Origin of the sequence: Spiroplasma sp. Moj, assembly GCF_016082285.1 — a bacterium.
Classification (GTDB): domain Bacteria; phylum Bacillota_I; class Bacilli_A; order Mycoplasmatales; family Mycoplasmataceae; genus Spiroplasma; species Spiroplasma phoeniceum.
Genome location: NZ_MQTY02000011.1, coordinates 1 through 14,681, shown reverse-complemented (window position 1 = coordinate 14,681; position 14,681 = coordinate 1). Strand labels below are relative to the sequence as shown.

Genomic DNA, 14,681 nt, shown 5'->3' with positions numbered 1-14,681 from the left:
CTTTTTTTATTCTTGTCCGATTAACAAGTCANCATAAACTCTTTTTTATGGAAAAAGATTAAACCTATAATTTAATTATATACTAATATTTTANTAATANAATACTTTTTGTATATTATAACTAAACTTAATATATTTGATTACTAATTTAGTCCTTAAAACACATTGATTACCACCTGGAATAGACTTTAATAAAGTTGATAATAAACAACTAAATTGAATAATGAATAAAACTTAATAAATGATTTTTTAGTATGCTTAAATATGGTTAAATTAAGTTATATTTATAAAATATTTTAATTTTTTTAAAAAATAGTTGCATTTATTTTAAAGGATGTTACTATTTTATTAATAAGATCTTTGGGAAAAGCGTGTTTGCAATTACAATTTACATGATGAATAAGCCTTAAGAAAATTATAACACCTTTTCAATTGCTGCTAATAAATATGTTTTTAATTTTGTTTGTGTTTCATATGTATTTTGTAAAGTATTTGTAAAATTTTGTGCGGAAATTGGGGCATGATTATCAATTCCACTTTTGTAAGCATATTGTAATATTTTTACTATCTTATCAAACAAAGTATCTTTGCGATGATCATCAGTTGTATTATGTAAAAAATCAACTAAATCTTGTTTAACTCATTTTGTTGTTTCAATTCCTGTTCAACTTGGATGGTCAAGAGAAGTTTGGTCAGTATTAATTCAACAATTACTTGTTTGTTTTGTCTCATCTCATATATTATTTTGTGCATCATACCCACATTGTGCTGAATAAATATTTTTTAATGCATCAAAAGTTGAAGTGGCAATTTGTTTTAAAGCACTAGTCACAACATAATTTTCGCCATAAATTTTAGATTGTTCGGTATCAACACCAACTATCTTAGCATTGACTTTAATTTGATTAATTGTATCTTGAATTTGTGCACCAGCAACCGGAAAAATAATACGAGCGCCACGAGATAATAATTCATCACTAATAATTTTGCCATCACCAGCTTGAAATGATTGTGAAAATCATGATTCATTCTGTTTTAAAACATTTTGCACTTTAACAATTGATTGTAAAGTTGTTATTTCTGGATTAATATTTTGGACTTGGTTTAATATATCATGTTTTATATTATTTCATTTACTATTTACTGAAGAATTAATAATAGTATTAAATAAATCAATTCCAACTAAAAAACCTCACATATAATTTGAAACAGCAACTGGATTATCCATCCCACCATAACTACCAACTTTTAAGTGTCCATTATATTCGTTTTGGTGCACATTTAAATAAATGCTTGTTGCTAAACTCGCATAAAAACCAGAAGCTTCAGCTTGATAAGTAATTCCAATAATATTTTTTGCTAATGGTGTCTTCTGGTCAATATTAAGATGAATGTTCTGACTACTTCCATCAATATAAATAATATTATCAACTAAACCCGCTGCTCAACCAATGGTATTACCATGGTTGAAACCAGGTAAAACTAGTGTTTTTGCTCCTGCAATTGAAGATGTAATATAAGCATTTTTATAATCACCAGGCGTTTGACTAACTGATTCAAAGTAACTTGCTCGTCAGTTTGAACTTTTTCAATTTTGTGGTGGAACAATTTGATTTTTTTGTGCAAAAACATATTTACTTGCTCCCTCTCATGCGGATTGATTAAAAGCAAGATCATTTACAGTTCCCCCATCAGTAATAACCCAAATACTATTATCAAAATTATACTTCTTTACACAACCAAAAACACTGCTCACTGAAGTGCCAATGATACTTATCATCATCAAACTTTGTAAAATTTGTTTCATATTTTTTGCTCCTTTTTTACTTAATGTTTGTAAAAACAAAAAGATCAACCTGGTTTTTCATTAAAATGAGTGGTTAATGTTTAAAAAGCAAAAGCATTAACCTATAGCGTCTTTTTCCAATGGTAAGACATAGAAACACTAGACCATATTACTAGTATATACAGGTATATCATTTATTTTTATACTTATATCATAACTTCTTTTTTATCAAAAAGCAATTAAAATAAAAAAACAACCCGGGTGAGATTGTTTTTTAGGGTATCCATGAAGTATAAGATAATATAATACAAAGTATGGTCATATTGATAGGGCTAAACTTGCGCTGTTTATTATTAATTTAATAAAAGTACAATTCTTATACTTCCCTAGACATTTATTATTATATAGTTCAAAAAATAAAATTCAATAAGATTTAAATAACTTTTTAGATTTTTTTAAATTTGTTGTACTTTATTCTACAATTTACATTTTAGAACAAAATTGAAATAAAATTAAAACAAAACAGCGTAAATAATGAAAAACTAATTTTTGTGAGGTACCATATACATTTTAGACCANTTAGNNTCNTTTTAAAAATNTTNACAATTATTTTAATAGGTTATGCAANAANNNTAATGAATTACGAAAGTTAATTACTACGTTTTTAAATTACTATAACAATGTTAGGCGACATAAAAGCATAAATTTTTTAACACCAACTGAAGCTGTGTTAAAATTTTTAAAAGACTAACTGGTCTAAAATGTATATGGTACCTCACAGATTAGAATTATTGATAAAATGATTATTAATTTCTTGAAAATGATTATAAATAATATTAATTAAAATATTAGTATCTTCATCAGTGATTAATCCGCCCCAACCACTATGATCTTCTTTATGAAAACTAGTGATTGTTACTTTAATTTGTTCTTTAAATTCTTCGTAGTTATCTTTATTAGTTTGATAAATTAGACTTCTTGCATAACCTATTAAAAATATTTACAATTATTTTAATAGGTTATGCAAGAAGTCTAATATNNNGNNTTTNATTAGTCTTAGTGTCATATTTCTTCTGATACGTGTTGAACCGTCAAACAGAAGTTTTAGTTCCACATAAATGATGAAAAGCAACTAACTTTAGTTTCTTTATTACTGTTTTACTAATTCAAAATGGTTATACTTTAATTAAAGCAATGTTTGCAACAAAATTTGGTGTTGATTTAGACTTGATTGTTTCAATTATTATTCCAATTGGGACAATTACTGTTATTATTGCAGTCTTTATCAAAAATATGTTGTCAACAAAAGTTACTGGTGTTCGTAATGCTATTAAAACAATTGGAGCAAAAGTGAGTGCTTTTCGAATTTTCTATTATACTGAAAAAGAAAAAGCATTGGAAGACTATGCTTTTGTAACACAATTACCAACATTGGTGAAAAAACCATTATCAAATAATAGCATTACTCGTGAACAAGCTTATGAGTTAATGAAAACAATTGATGAGACAGTCGCTTTCTTCGATAAACATCTTTTGAAAGAAAAAGAAAAAAATTATATGTTATATCATTTATTTAATCAAATTACAGATGTGGCTGAAATTGCAGAAATTAAAGCAAATATCTTAAAAGTTGAAGAAAAACAGAAAGCAAAAAATGATAAATATTCTAAAATAATAGCTTAGAATGTTTTTTCTTCGGATAATGGTTAACTTTCATTATATAATTTAATACTAGGAAAACGGGGGAAGTATGGAACCAAAAACAGTTGTTACTTTAACAGTTAAAGCAAATGATGTTAATCAAACAATTTTTAATTTTATTAAAAAAATGTTTCAAACAACTCCGTTATCAGTTATTTATAAGTTATTTCGTAATAAAAAAATTAAAGTAAATAACAAAGTAATGAAAGAACGAAATTATAAACTTAAACTAGGAGACCAAATTATTATTTTTGATAAAAATTTAGTTGTAACAGAACGAAACCAGACAGCAACTTATAATAATGTTGCACCATTACCATTACAAGTTGTTTATGAAGATGATAACATTCTTGTTGTTGATAAACCAAATGGAGTAGAAATGCACTCAAAGTTTCATACTTCATTAGATGCTATGGTGCAACATTATTTAATCCAAAAAGATGAATATCATCCGCAGGATGAACAGTCATTTGTCATTTCCCATGTTCATCGATTAGATAAATTAACACGAGGATTAGTGCTATATGCGAAAAATAAAATTACATTAGATTTGTTATTAGCTAAAATTAACCAAAAAGAATTTATTGAAAAGAAATATTTAGCAAAGTGTGAAGGAATTATTCAAGAAACTGATTTTACCCTTAGTGGTTATTTATATAAAGATGAAGATAAACAAAAAATGGTTTTTACTAAAACAGAGCAACCACATGCTAAAGTAGTTAAAACACATTTTAAAATTCAAGCTCAGATATCAAATACAACGTGATTGGAAGCAACATTAATAACTGGCCGTAAGCATCAAATTCGCGCTTCATTAAGTTATTTACATCACCCCATTATTAATGATGTTAAATATGGAGCAAAACAAGAAACAAAGAAGTATATGATTGCTTTATATGCAACAACCTTAATCTTTCATCAATTGCCAGACCATTTAAGTTATTTAAATGAAAAGATTATTAAAATTCCAGAAAATATTATAAAATAAAAATATTAGGAACGAGGTGAAGTAATTGTCAACAAGAAGAGGAATTTTTAGTATTTTAATCGGGGCTTTTACTTCGTTAATTGGAACATGTTTTCAATTTACGCTAATGTATTTATTAATTCGTAATTATGGTTCGCAGTTTAATGGGTTTGTAAAGAATAGCGTTGCAATTGTTGCTTTTTTAGGAACAGTGGAAGGTGGCTTAGGAGCCATTACTGTTATTTTTTTAGTAAAACCATTGTTACAAAAAGATTGAATTAAAGCAAATGAAATGGTTAATACAGCAAAGCATCAATATAAAATATCAGGGTACATTGGTATTATTTTATTAATTGCCATTGCTGTTGGGTATAGTGCTTATATTTATTTATTTGAAAAGAATTTTAGTATTTTACAAAATGATGAAACAATTAGTTATCCATTATGAAAAATGATTTTAATTGTATTTATTATTGGATCAAAAAACTTAATTGCATTATTTTGAACGGCAGCATATGAAAACTTAATGCAAGCTGATCAAAATAATCATTTACGCCGTTTAATTTTAATTATTTGTGATTTAATCTCATATTCAATTGTTTTCTACTTAATTTCAATTGCAGTGGATCCTGTTTTTGTCTTTTTAATTTTTTTACTTTATTCTGTTATGAAAGGAAGTTTAGTTTATTTATTTATTAAGTTACATTATCCTTGAGTTTGTATTGCTCGCCAACGCGATAACATGCAACTAGTTAAATCAAGTAATATTGTTGTGTTTAAAAATATTGGCGAAACATTGTTAATTAATGGTGATGTTATTATTACGGCGCTGTTATTAGGGTTACGAATATCATCAACCTTATCGCTATATATGACAATTACGGTTGGAGTTCGTAGTATTATGATGATTTTAATTAATTCCTTCCGTGAGTTTTTTGCCGCATGAACAGCAAAAAATGGTCGGGTTGATTGACAAAGTTATATGAAATTTGAAACATACGCTTTTATGATAGCTGGGTTCTTGTTTGCTAACCAGTTTATTTTATCACCATATTTTGTGACAACATTGTATGCGCCACAAATTATTGAACAAATTCGAACTAGTGATTCAACATTAAATCCATGAACATCACAGGAACGTGAAATTTTTAAAAGCATCTTTTATCAGCCAACCTTTTCCTTATTAGTTGCTTTAAGCTCTGTTTTTATTGTCTTAGCTGAACCTGCAAATGTTTTGGTATATGCTAAAGCAAATTATAAACAAACCGCAATTCCGACTTTCATTATTGGCTGTCTTAACATTGTCTTTTGTTTTTTTAGTGCTTTACTATGACGTTTTGGCTTTAATAATTTAGCAGCTGCATTATATAGTATTTTAATTATTACTTGCTTAATGAGTTTTTTGCGGTTTTTATACTTGTGATGTTATAATTGAATATTTTTAACTTATAATAGTAACTTTAAAGGTGTTTTTCGAAATTGAATGATTTTGTTAGTTCCAATGATTATTGCTATTTTAGTTAATTATTTATTTTTATCAAAAACACATAATCCTAATCAAATTTATAATATTGATTTACAGCCAGTTTGGGGATGACAAAAATTATTGAATTTCTTCTTTGGTTTAATCTTTGTTTCCTTGTTTGTTATTTTTACTAATTCAATCTTTTGATCACCCGGTTCTGTTCGTGGGATCTTCTTACGGTTACCACTTGTTTATAAAATTTGAACTAAACGCCAAGATAAAATGCGAATTCTACGTCGTAAAAAATATGAAGATGATTTTATTACCTTAACAGAACCAGAAATGCCATATCAAAAAATGTGAGAACGAGAAGAAACTTTACGTAAAAATACGAAAAAAATAGAGAAGGATGAACCTAATAAAGAAATTTATAAGTTAACAGGCTAAAAAATAAGTTATTACTAACTTATTTTTTAATATCACTTAAATAACCAGGATGGTATTTTTGACCATGAATAATTTTTGTAACATTATAAAGCGCATTAATAGCTTCACCAAATCCAGTTACCATATTATAGTATTTTCCTTCATAATAAGCACTATTTCCAGCCGCAAAGATATTAGGATGACTTGTTTGCCCAGTTTGTGCAATAATAATTTTTCGCATTGGAGTTGTTGTTAAAGTTAATTGTTGCAACATTGTTGGTGCAACTTTTGCTCCATATTGAACAATAAAATAATCAGCTGTAATAGTTAATAGTTTATGTGTTGTTTCATGTTCTAATGTTAAAGCGGTAATTTTATTATCAATTGTCTCAACTGTTTTAACATGATAAGGTTTTAATTCGGTTACCTTATTTTGTTGTAATTTTTGGACATTGTTTTCTTTAGCTCGGTATAATGTTCGACGATGGATAATTGTAACATTTTTACTAATGTTATCTTCAATCAAATGATTTGCCCAATCAACAGCACTATCACCACCACCAAGAATAACAATTTTCTTGTTTGTTAAAAGAGTTGGGTTTTTAACAGCGTATCATAAGTTTTCATATTCTTGGTGAGGGTGAAGATGTTCTAGACGAATGGGGGTAAAAACACCATTTCCACTTGTAATTAAAATTGTTTTAACTGTAAATGTTTGATTAGTTGTTAAAGTAATAGTAAAACCATCAGTTGTTGTAAGGATATTACTAATGTTAGTTTTACCAATGTATGTTATTTGCCCCGTATTTTTTTTTGCTTGATTAATTAAATTCTCAATAAATGTTTTAGTTTTGATTTCGCCAAATCCGGGCATATCATATAATGGTTTTTCTGGATATAATTCTCATGGTTGTCCACCAGGACTATCATTTCCTTCAATTATATAGCCACTTAATCCTAACATGCCAGCACAACCCCAAGCATATAACCCAACCGGCCCAGCCCCAATAATTATAATATCTTTCATTTATTTATAACAACCTTTCTAATTTTTCTGCACTTTAATTATTACATATTTTTCTAAAAGTCTAGCACAATAATTAATTCCTAGATATAATTAGTAAAAGAGAGTGGGATATTGATGAAAATAATTGTTAAAAATGAGATAGCAACAAAACTTTTAGCTGAAAAAATTGCTCCGTTTTTACATCCTAATTTATGCTTATTATTAGATGGACAGTTAGCCGCTGGGAAAACAACTTTTACAAAATATTTATTAAAAGCGTTAGAGGTAACTACGCCCGTTACTTCACCAACGTTTTTAATTATGCAACAGTATACGACAAATCAGCAAGTTATTATTAATCATATGGATTGCTATCGATTGTTAGGTTTAGAACAAGAAGAAGAGTGAGAAATGTATTTTGAACATTTTTCTGATAGTATTAATATTATTGAATGACCGGCCGGAATTAGTAACCAGTTAAGTTCAAAGTACGAGGTAATTAAAATTACCATTAAGATAATTAATGAGGATGAACGAATTTTTACGATTAAAACCAACAATAAACATTTACAAAGCGCATTAGGAAAAGAGGGATAAGATGTTAAATCTATTTATTGATACTAGTACTGATTTTTTAATTTTAATTTTAGAAAAAGAACAAAAAATCATTGGTCAAGTTCACCAAAACCATGCTCGTCGTCATACTGAAGCAACATTGCCAACAATTACCCAGTTATTAGGTCAGCATCAATTAAAATTAAAAGACATTAATAATTTTTATTTAACAGCTGGTCCAGGTAGTTATACTGGTGTTCGGATTCCAATGACAATTGTGAAAACAGTTAAAGTAATTAATCCGGCGATTAATGTTTATACAATTAATACATTACTTTATCAGGCGGGGCTAGATAATGTTGTTTCAATGCTTGATGCGCGGAGTGGAAAACGGTATTTTGCGGTAATTAGTAATGGTGTAGAGGTGATTCCAAGGCAAGTTCTTGATTATGAAACTTGTATTGAAATTACAAAGCAATTTCCAGGTTATGAGTTTCGTTATGATTTACAAGAAATTGATTTTGTTCAAAATTATCTTGTTCTAAAAAAGCATTTTATATTAGTTGAAGATATTTTTGCTTTAGAGCCACAGTATTTAAAAAAAGATTGAAGTTAAATGGTTATTTTAAAACCAGTTAATAATAGTGATGCTTTATTATTATTTTTATTAGAACAAGAAAATTATCCACATAATTATTATAAATATCGTAATTTAATTCAAATGATTAATAACAAAAATTATCTTGTTTATAAATTAATTGTCAAAAATAATCTCTATGGTTATTTTATTTTAATGCATAGTGGGGATGATTTTGAATTAATACGTTTAACAGTTAAAAAGCGTCATCACCATCAAGGTTATGGTCAACAAATGTTAAAATATATTCTAACACATTTTTCATATCAACAAATTTTTTTAGAAGTAAATGAACATAATTTGGTTGCTCAACAATTATATTTAAAACATGGGTTTAAGATTATTCGAACAATTGCTCAATATTATGGTGCAGAAAATGGATACTTAATGGTTTATCATCACTAACTTTATTTAATTTTACGGTATTAATATATAAGAAAAAATTAGGTGGTAAAGGAGAGAAAAAAATGGGAAGAGCATTTGAAGTTCGCAAGCAGTCAATGGCAGCAACAGCTGCGAAAAAAGCAGTATTATATAATCGTGTTGCTCGAGAAATTTATTTAGCAGCACGCGAAGGAAGTGTTGATCCCAATGCTAATTTAGCGTTACGGAATGCAATTGATAAAGCAAAAGCAAAAAAAGTTCCACGTGATGTTATTGAACGTGCGATTAAAAAAGCAAGTGGAAACGATAATGAAAATTACCAAGCAATTCGTTATGAAGGGTATGGACCAGGGGGAAGTGCAATTATTGTTGATACATTGACAAATAATGTTAACCGCTCTGTGGCAGAAGTACGCAATTGTTTTACTAAAACAGGTGGTAAACTAGGAGTTAATGGGGCTGTCGTGCATTTATTTGATCATTTAGCAGTGTTTACTTTTACAGGTAAAACGGTTGAAGAAGTATTAAAATTATTATTACTAGCAGATTGTGATATTAATGATGTTGTTGCTGAAGATGGACAAATTGTTGTTTATGCGCCAGGAACAGCATTTAATAGTGTTAAAACGGCATTAGATCAAGCCGGGATTACAACATTTCAAATGGCAGAAATTACAATGCTTCCCCATGACCGGATTACTTTACATGGTGATGACGCTGAACAATTTGAAAAAATGTTAAATATGTTAGATGACATTGATGATGTGCAAGATGTTTATCATAATGTTTTCCTTGCTTAGTTCAGCGTGAAAAGCAGGAAAACAACTTGGGAAATTAGAAACAATTGAAAAATTATCGCTAATAGTGCATAATATATAGTAAAGTAAAAAAGGAGTTTAGATAATAATGTCAAATTTTTTGGGTGGTAGTATGACAATGAATGTGATTTTAGTCGTAATTGTAGTCGCAGTTATTATTTTTGCAATTGTTTCTTCAATTATGGGACGAAAAGCACAACGCATTGAACGAGAAAAACGAAAAAAACAAGTTAAAGATAAAATTAAACAATATATTAAAGATACTGATAATCGTAAAAACTTAAGATTAGAATATGAAAAAGTTATTGCTCGTAAAGGAAAAGAATTTAAATATCGCGATATTTTTGATGTTATTGTTGATATTTATGAAGCAAAAACAAATGCTTTTTTAGAACAAAAAGCTTTTGAAATTGAAGGTATTTCAAAAAAAATTAATAAAAAACAATATGAAACAACTTGAATTGTTAACCAAGAAATTGATTTAGAAGAAACAAAACATCGAATTGAAATTAGTGAAAAAAAAGTTAAGTTAACAAAAGAAGAAAAAAAAGCAGCAAAAATTGCGGCAAGAAAAGAATATGAAGCACATCGTGCTGAAATGCTTAAAAAGCGTGAAGAAGAACGGAAATTGCGAAAAGCTGGACAACTTCCTGTTGATGAACGCCCAAAACCAAAACCAGAGAAATTTGTCCCTAGAAAATAAGTTCTATCTTATTTTCTTTGTCTTTAAAAAGCAAATCCGAAATAACGAAAGTGAAGTGCAATAATGGATTTAGAAATCACTTTAAAAAAAGAAGATTTTAAACGATTTAAAAAATGTTTTAAAATTGCTTGAACATTAGCTTCACGAAGTAATTTAAAAACAGTGCAAGAATGAGTGACAGCTCAAAAAATTTCGGTCTTTTTTGACTTGCAAGATAATATTAACAGTGCCAAAATTGATGAAGCTATTTTTATTGATGATGATGAAAATGAGAAGGGAAAAGGTTTATTTCAACCACATTTGTATGATTTAGCGCTAGAAACTTATTGACAAGCAGCTGAGGACACGGATAGTAATGATGCTCGAACTTTACCAGACGAGATTCAAACAACGATGGCAGATGTTCAAATTGATTTTTATCCCGGTGAAACAATTGCTGATGGGAATGAAGTTGGCCAACGCGCGCGTGAATATTTTATGCGTAATTATACCTATTTTAATTTAGAACATTACAGCAAGAAAATTGTTTTTGCAAAGACAACTGAAGTATTAGCAAATCCAAACTATGATGTTTATTTTGAACCATCTTTTGTTTATAACAATTGTATTACAAAGTGTGATATTTTAAAGAAACTTCCAGATGGTACTTATCATTTAATTGAGGTTAAAGCTTCAACTGGTCGGAAATATGATAAAGAAGCACAAATGTATGTTGACAAGGATGTTAAGGATGAATATGGTTATGATGTTGCCTATCAGTATTATGTTTTAACTGGGGCAGGCTTAACAATTAGTCGGGTTTCGTTAATGTTGCTAAATTCGGAGTATCAACGGATTGGTGATATTGATGATGACCAGTTGTTTATGTTTCAAGATTATTATAAATTGCCAACCAAAACCTTACCGGCTATTAGTTTATTAGAATTTTGTCAGCAAATGATGACTGGACAATTTGCCAAACGTGTTGAAAAGAATCGCATCATTACTGATGATTTAGCTTTAATTAAACATTATTTTATGCAACCAGTTGAAACAATTTTTCCGTTATTTAGCAAGGAACAATGTTTCAATGGAAAAGGTGATCGTTATGGTTATTGCCAACATGTTACTAGTTATTTACCACCGCATTATAGTGTCTTTGAGTTAACACGTGGGATGGAAAAAAAGACGTTATTAAAATATCAAGAACACATTGATTTGTTAAAAGATATTGTGTTATCATTTACCTTTAAACAATCAACGCGACAAAAAAAGCCAATTTTATTTTCAGAAAAACAACAACGCCAAATTCTTGCTGTTCAAGATAATGCCCCAGTTGTTAATCCAAAGAAGGTTGCTATTATTAATCAAATTTTAGAACAGTATCAGTATCCAATATATATGTATGATTTTGAAACAATGAAAGCAGCAGTTCCTCGCTTTGATTATTCATATTCTTATCAGCAAATTCCGTTTCAATATTCAGTCCATCTTATTAAAGATAATCACTTTGATTATCAAGATGAAACGACAATGGAACATTATGCCTTTTTAGCAGATGGTGAAGGTGATCCACGCTTAGCACTAATTAAACATTTAGTTACTGATTTATTTAGACATGGCGGAGGGGTTTATGTTGCTTATTATAAAAGTTTTGAATGTAAGGTTTTAGCCGAATTAATTAGTTATTTAACAATCTTAATTAATCAAAGTCGCAATGAGGAACTTATGACAACTTATCAAGATTGACAAAAAAAATTAAGAATTATTCGAAATAAAACAATTGATTTAATGGATTTTTTTCAGGACTTTATGATTTATAAAAAAGAATTTTATGGTTCAGCTTCAATTAAAAAAACACAACCAGCATTTGATAATCAATTTACTTATCAAGCATTAAAGGTACAAAAAGGTGATATGGCCAGTGAAATCTTTCGTCGCCGGGTGGAGAATAATATTCCAATCACCATTTGACAAAAATCATTTCGAGGAGAAATGTTAAAATATTGTAATCGGGATACATTAGCAATGGTTGTTATTTATCAACATATTGTTCGTTTAATGGGATCTTTAACACCAATTAAGGGAGGGAAAAAAGATGCAGAAATATAGAGTAATTTTTATGGGAACGCCAATCTTTGCAACAGCTGTTTTAAAAGCTTTACAAAAGTTAGCGCCAACAATTGAAATAATTGGAATTGTTACCCAACCTGATCGTAAAATTGGACGTCAGCAACTCGTTCAATTTTCTCCAGTCAAAGAATTTGCCTTAACAAATCAGATTCCTGTTTTTCAACCAGAAAAAATTAATGATCTTTATACAGAGTTAGGAACTTTCCAACCAGATGTTATTGTAACGTGTGCTTATGGGCAATTTATTCCAGAGCGAATTTTAAAATTAGCACGTATTAATTGTATTAATGTTCATGCTTCATTATTACCAAAATTACGTGGTGGGGCACCTATTCATAAGGCTATTATTTATGGTGAGCGAGAAACGGGGATTACACTAATGAAAATGATTAAAAAAATGGATGCAGGAGAAATGTATGTTCAAACAGCAATTCCAATTAGTGCCACCGAAACAGCCTCATCTTTGCATGACCGGTTAATGGTTTTAGCAAGCACAATGATTGAAAAATATTTATTAGATATTATTACTGGTAAAATTAAAGGAACACCACAGGATGATAGTCAAGCAACATTTGCTTATAATATTACACGTGATGAAGAAAAAGTAAATTGGTTTTTACCAAAACAAAAAATTGTTGACCAAATTCGTGGATTATATGCATGACCAATTGCTTATACAACTGTTAATAATATTCATTATAAATTGCACCAAGCAATGATTACTTTAGAGCCATTAGCGGAAAAAGACGCTGATTTTGTAAATGGGACAATTATTGATATTTCAAAATTAGGGATTAAAGTTAAAGTTGAAGATGGTTATTTGCTAATTACGCGTTTACAACGCGAGGGAAAAAAAGTAACTTATGCTAAAAATTACTATCATAATGCCTCGTCAGAAATTATGGTTGGAAATATTTTTATTTAAAATGTATCGTTTAAAATCACTAAAATATTTAGCAACAACAGGATTAATTACTGCTTTGTTAGTAGTTATTGCTTATATTTCCCAATTTATTCAGTTCAATTTTAGTGTTGGTAAAGGGATTATTCAGTTAGCAGATGGGTTATTTTTAGGTTTAATAACGTTAATCAAAGGACCAATGTTATTAATTAGTGGTATTTTGTATGTAACAATTATTGATCTTGTTACTCGCTGTTTTATTTTTATTCCTATTTCAATTTTAATTAGGATTTTAATGTTTTTAATTACTTATTTTGGTGCTCGCATTTTAAGTCGCTATGGTGCTATTTTTGTTAGTTCTTTAATGTTATTATTATATGTTTTGTATAGTTATTTCTTATTTGGGCCTGATGTTGCAATTGTTGAATTAATTGCTGATGCAATTCAAATTGCTGTTGCAACAATAATGGGAATTACGTTAGCAATTGTTTTTGTTCAGATTAATGAGCATAGTACAAATAAAATTTGAGATGATGAACAATTTTGACATTATAAAAAGAGTAATTAGGGCATAATTACTCTTTTTATAATGTTCGTGCGGACAAACTAATAATTTTTAATGTTTCTTCAATTTTATCTTTTAAATAATTTAAGTAATAATAATTAATGATTGATTCTCGTAAAATTTTAAGTTTGTTGCCATAATTAGTTTGTAGTTGTTTTTCACAATACTCAAAAATTCATAAATTTTCTTGTCGCATGTTTAAATTAACTTTAAAATGTTGTCGATATAATTTGCGATATTCATTAAGGGCATTACTAATACGGTTATGAATAAATTCCGTACTATGATTAATAACACGCATAATTTGGTAAATTAACCCTTCATGTTTTTGCAGCTTAATTTGTTTTGTATTAAAAGTTTTTAAATTTTTTAATAATGTATACAACCAATCTTTTTTTGTATCAGAAATTTTTTCAACATTCGTAATTAAAGTTACTTCAGCGATTAACTGATTGTAATATTCTGTAAAGTTAGTACTCACAAGTATTCCCCATTCCGTGATATTAATAAACACTAATAATTTTATCTTTTTTTAAAAATAATTGTTTCAGAGTTTTATTTTTTAAATTGTATAATACATTATATCGTATTTATTTTAAAAATTCAATGTGACTATAATTATTTATTGTGAAAACCATATACATTTTAGACCACT

The 14,681-nt window shown here is 28.3% G+C and carries 15 protein-coding genes and 1 riboswitch; of the genes, 12 read left to right on the top strand and 3 right to left on the bottom strand.

What is annotated here, in order from left to right:
* Window positions 1-415: 415 nt before the first annotated feature.
* Entirely contained in the window at window positions 416-1,807 is a 1,392-nt protein-coding gene (locus tag BST80_RS01180) for a BMP family ABC transporter substrate-binding protein (protein WP_415745589.1), read from the bottom strand.
* 84 nt (window positions 1,808-1,891) lie between these two features.
* Window positions 1,892-1,991: riboswitch (purine riboswitch) on the bottom strand.
* A gap of 414 nt (window positions 1,992-2,405) precedes the next feature.
* Here BST80_RS01180 and BST80_RS01175 point away from each other — a divergent pair.
* The 4 genes from BST80_RS01175 to BST80_RS01160 all read left to right on the top strand — a co-directional run bounded on the left by BST80_RS01175 (window position 2,406) and on the right by BST80_RS01160 (window position 6,366).
* Window positions 2,406-2,537, top strand: a complete 132-nt coding sequence (locus tag BST80_RS01175; RefSeq protein WP_415745591.1) for an integrase core domain-containing protein — start codon at window positions 2,406-2,408, stop codon at window positions 2,535-2,537.
* A 332-nt stretch (window positions 2,538-2,869) separates the two neighbouring features.
* Window positions 2,870-3,469 (top strand): hypothetical protein, encoded by a 600-nt coding sequence (locus tag BST80_RS01170; RefSeq protein WP_415745588.1) that lies wholly within the window; start codon window positions 2,870-2,872, stop codon window positions 3,467-3,469.
* Between the two features lie 67 nt (window positions 3,470-3,536).
* Window positions 3,537-4,475, top strand: coding sequence for a pseudouridine synthase (locus BST80_RS01165; protein ID WP_415745587.1), 939 nt, complete (start codon window positions 3,537-3,539; stop codon window positions 4,473-4,475).
* A 25-nt stretch (window positions 4,476-4,500) separates the two neighbouring features.
* Window positions 4,501-6,366 (top strand): transporter, encoded by a 1,866-nt coding sequence (locus tag BST80_RS01160; protein WP_415745586.1) that lies wholly within the window; start codon window positions 4,501-4,503, stop codon window positions 6,364-6,366.
* Between the two features lie 19 nt (window positions 6,367-6,385).
* Here the strand turns inward: BST80_RS01160 and BST80_RS01155 are convergent, their stop codons facing one another.
* The gene (locus BST80_RS01155; protein WP_415745585.1) at window positions 6,386-7,372 is read right to left on the bottom strand and encodes an NAD(P)/FAD-dependent oxidoreductase; all 987 of its coding nucleotides are present in this window, start codon (window positions 7,370-7,372) and stop codon (window positions 6,386-6,388) included.
* Window positions 7,373-7,486: 114 nt separating this feature from the next.
* Between BST80_RS01155 and tsaE the strand changes: the two genes are divergently transcribed.
* From tsaE to BST80_RS01115, 8 genes are all read left to right on the top strand, one after another.
* On the top strand, window positions 7,487-7,948 hold the full coding sequence (gene tsaE, locus BST80_RS01150) for a tRNA (adenosine(37)-N6)-threonylcarbamoyltransferase complex ATPase subunit type 1 TsaE (RefSeq protein ID WP_415745590.1): 462 nt from the start codon (window positions 7,487-7,489) through the stop codon (window positions 7,946-7,948).
* A 1-nt stretch (window position 7,949) separates the two neighbouring features.
* Complete coding sequence (gene tsaB / locus BST80_RS01145) at window positions 7,950-8,522, top strand: tRNA (adenosine(37)-N6)-threonylcarbamoyltransferase complex dimerization subunit type 1 TsaB (RefSeq protein ID WP_415745584.1); 573 nt, start codon at window positions 7,950-7,952, stop codon at window positions 8,520-8,522.
* Window positions 8,523-8,948: a GNAT family N-acetyltransferase gene (locus BST80_RS01140; RefSeq protein ID WP_415745583.1), complete on the top strand. Its 426-nt coding sequence runs from the start codon at window positions 8,523-8,525 to the stop codon at window positions 8,946-8,948.
* A 62-nt stretch (window positions 8,949-9,010) separates the two neighbouring features.
* Complete coding sequence (locus BST80_RS01135) at window positions 9,011-9,727, top strand: YebC/PmpR family DNA-binding transcriptional regulator (RefSeq protein WP_415745582.1); 717 nt, start codon at window positions 9,011-9,013, stop codon at window positions 9,725-9,727.
* 106 nt (window positions 9,728-9,833) lie between these two features.
* Window positions 9,834-10,448, top strand: coding sequence for a hypothetical protein (locus BST80_RS01130; protein WP_415745581.1), 615 nt, complete (start codon window positions 9,834-9,836; stop codon window positions 10,446-10,448).
* 63 nt (window positions 10,449-10,511) lie between these two features.
* The gene (locus tag BST80_RS01125; RefSeq protein ID WP_415745580.1) at window positions 10,512-12,539 is read left to right on the top strand and encodes a DUF2779 domain-containing protein; all 2,028 of its coding nucleotides are present in this window, start codon (window positions 10,512-10,514) and stop codon (window positions 12,537-12,539) included.
* Window positions 12,526-13,485 (top strand): methionyl-tRNA formyltransferase, encoded by a 960-nt coding sequence (gene fmt / locus BST80_RS01120; protein ID WP_415745579.1) that lies wholly within the window; start codon window positions 12,526-12,528, stop codon window positions 13,483-13,485. Before BST80_RS01125 ends, fmt begins: the two co-directional genes overlap by 14 nt.
* 1 nt (window position 13,486) lies before the next feature.
* Window positions 13,487-14,029: a hypothetical protein gene (locus BST80_RS01115; RefSeq protein WP_415745578.1), complete on the top strand. Its 543-nt coding sequence runs from the start codon at window positions 13,487-13,489 to the stop codon at window positions 14,027-14,029.
* A 16-nt stretch (window positions 14,030-14,045) separates the two neighbouring features.
* Here BST80_RS01115 and BST80_RS01110 read toward each other — a convergent pair whose 3' ends face one another.
* On the bottom strand, window positions 14,046-14,507 hold the full coding sequence (locus BST80_RS01110; RefSeq protein WP_415745577.1) for a hypothetical protein: 462 nt from the start codon (window positions 14,505-14,507) through the stop codon (window positions 14,046-14,048).
* Between the last annotated feature and the right edge of the window lie 174 nt (window positions 14,508-14,681).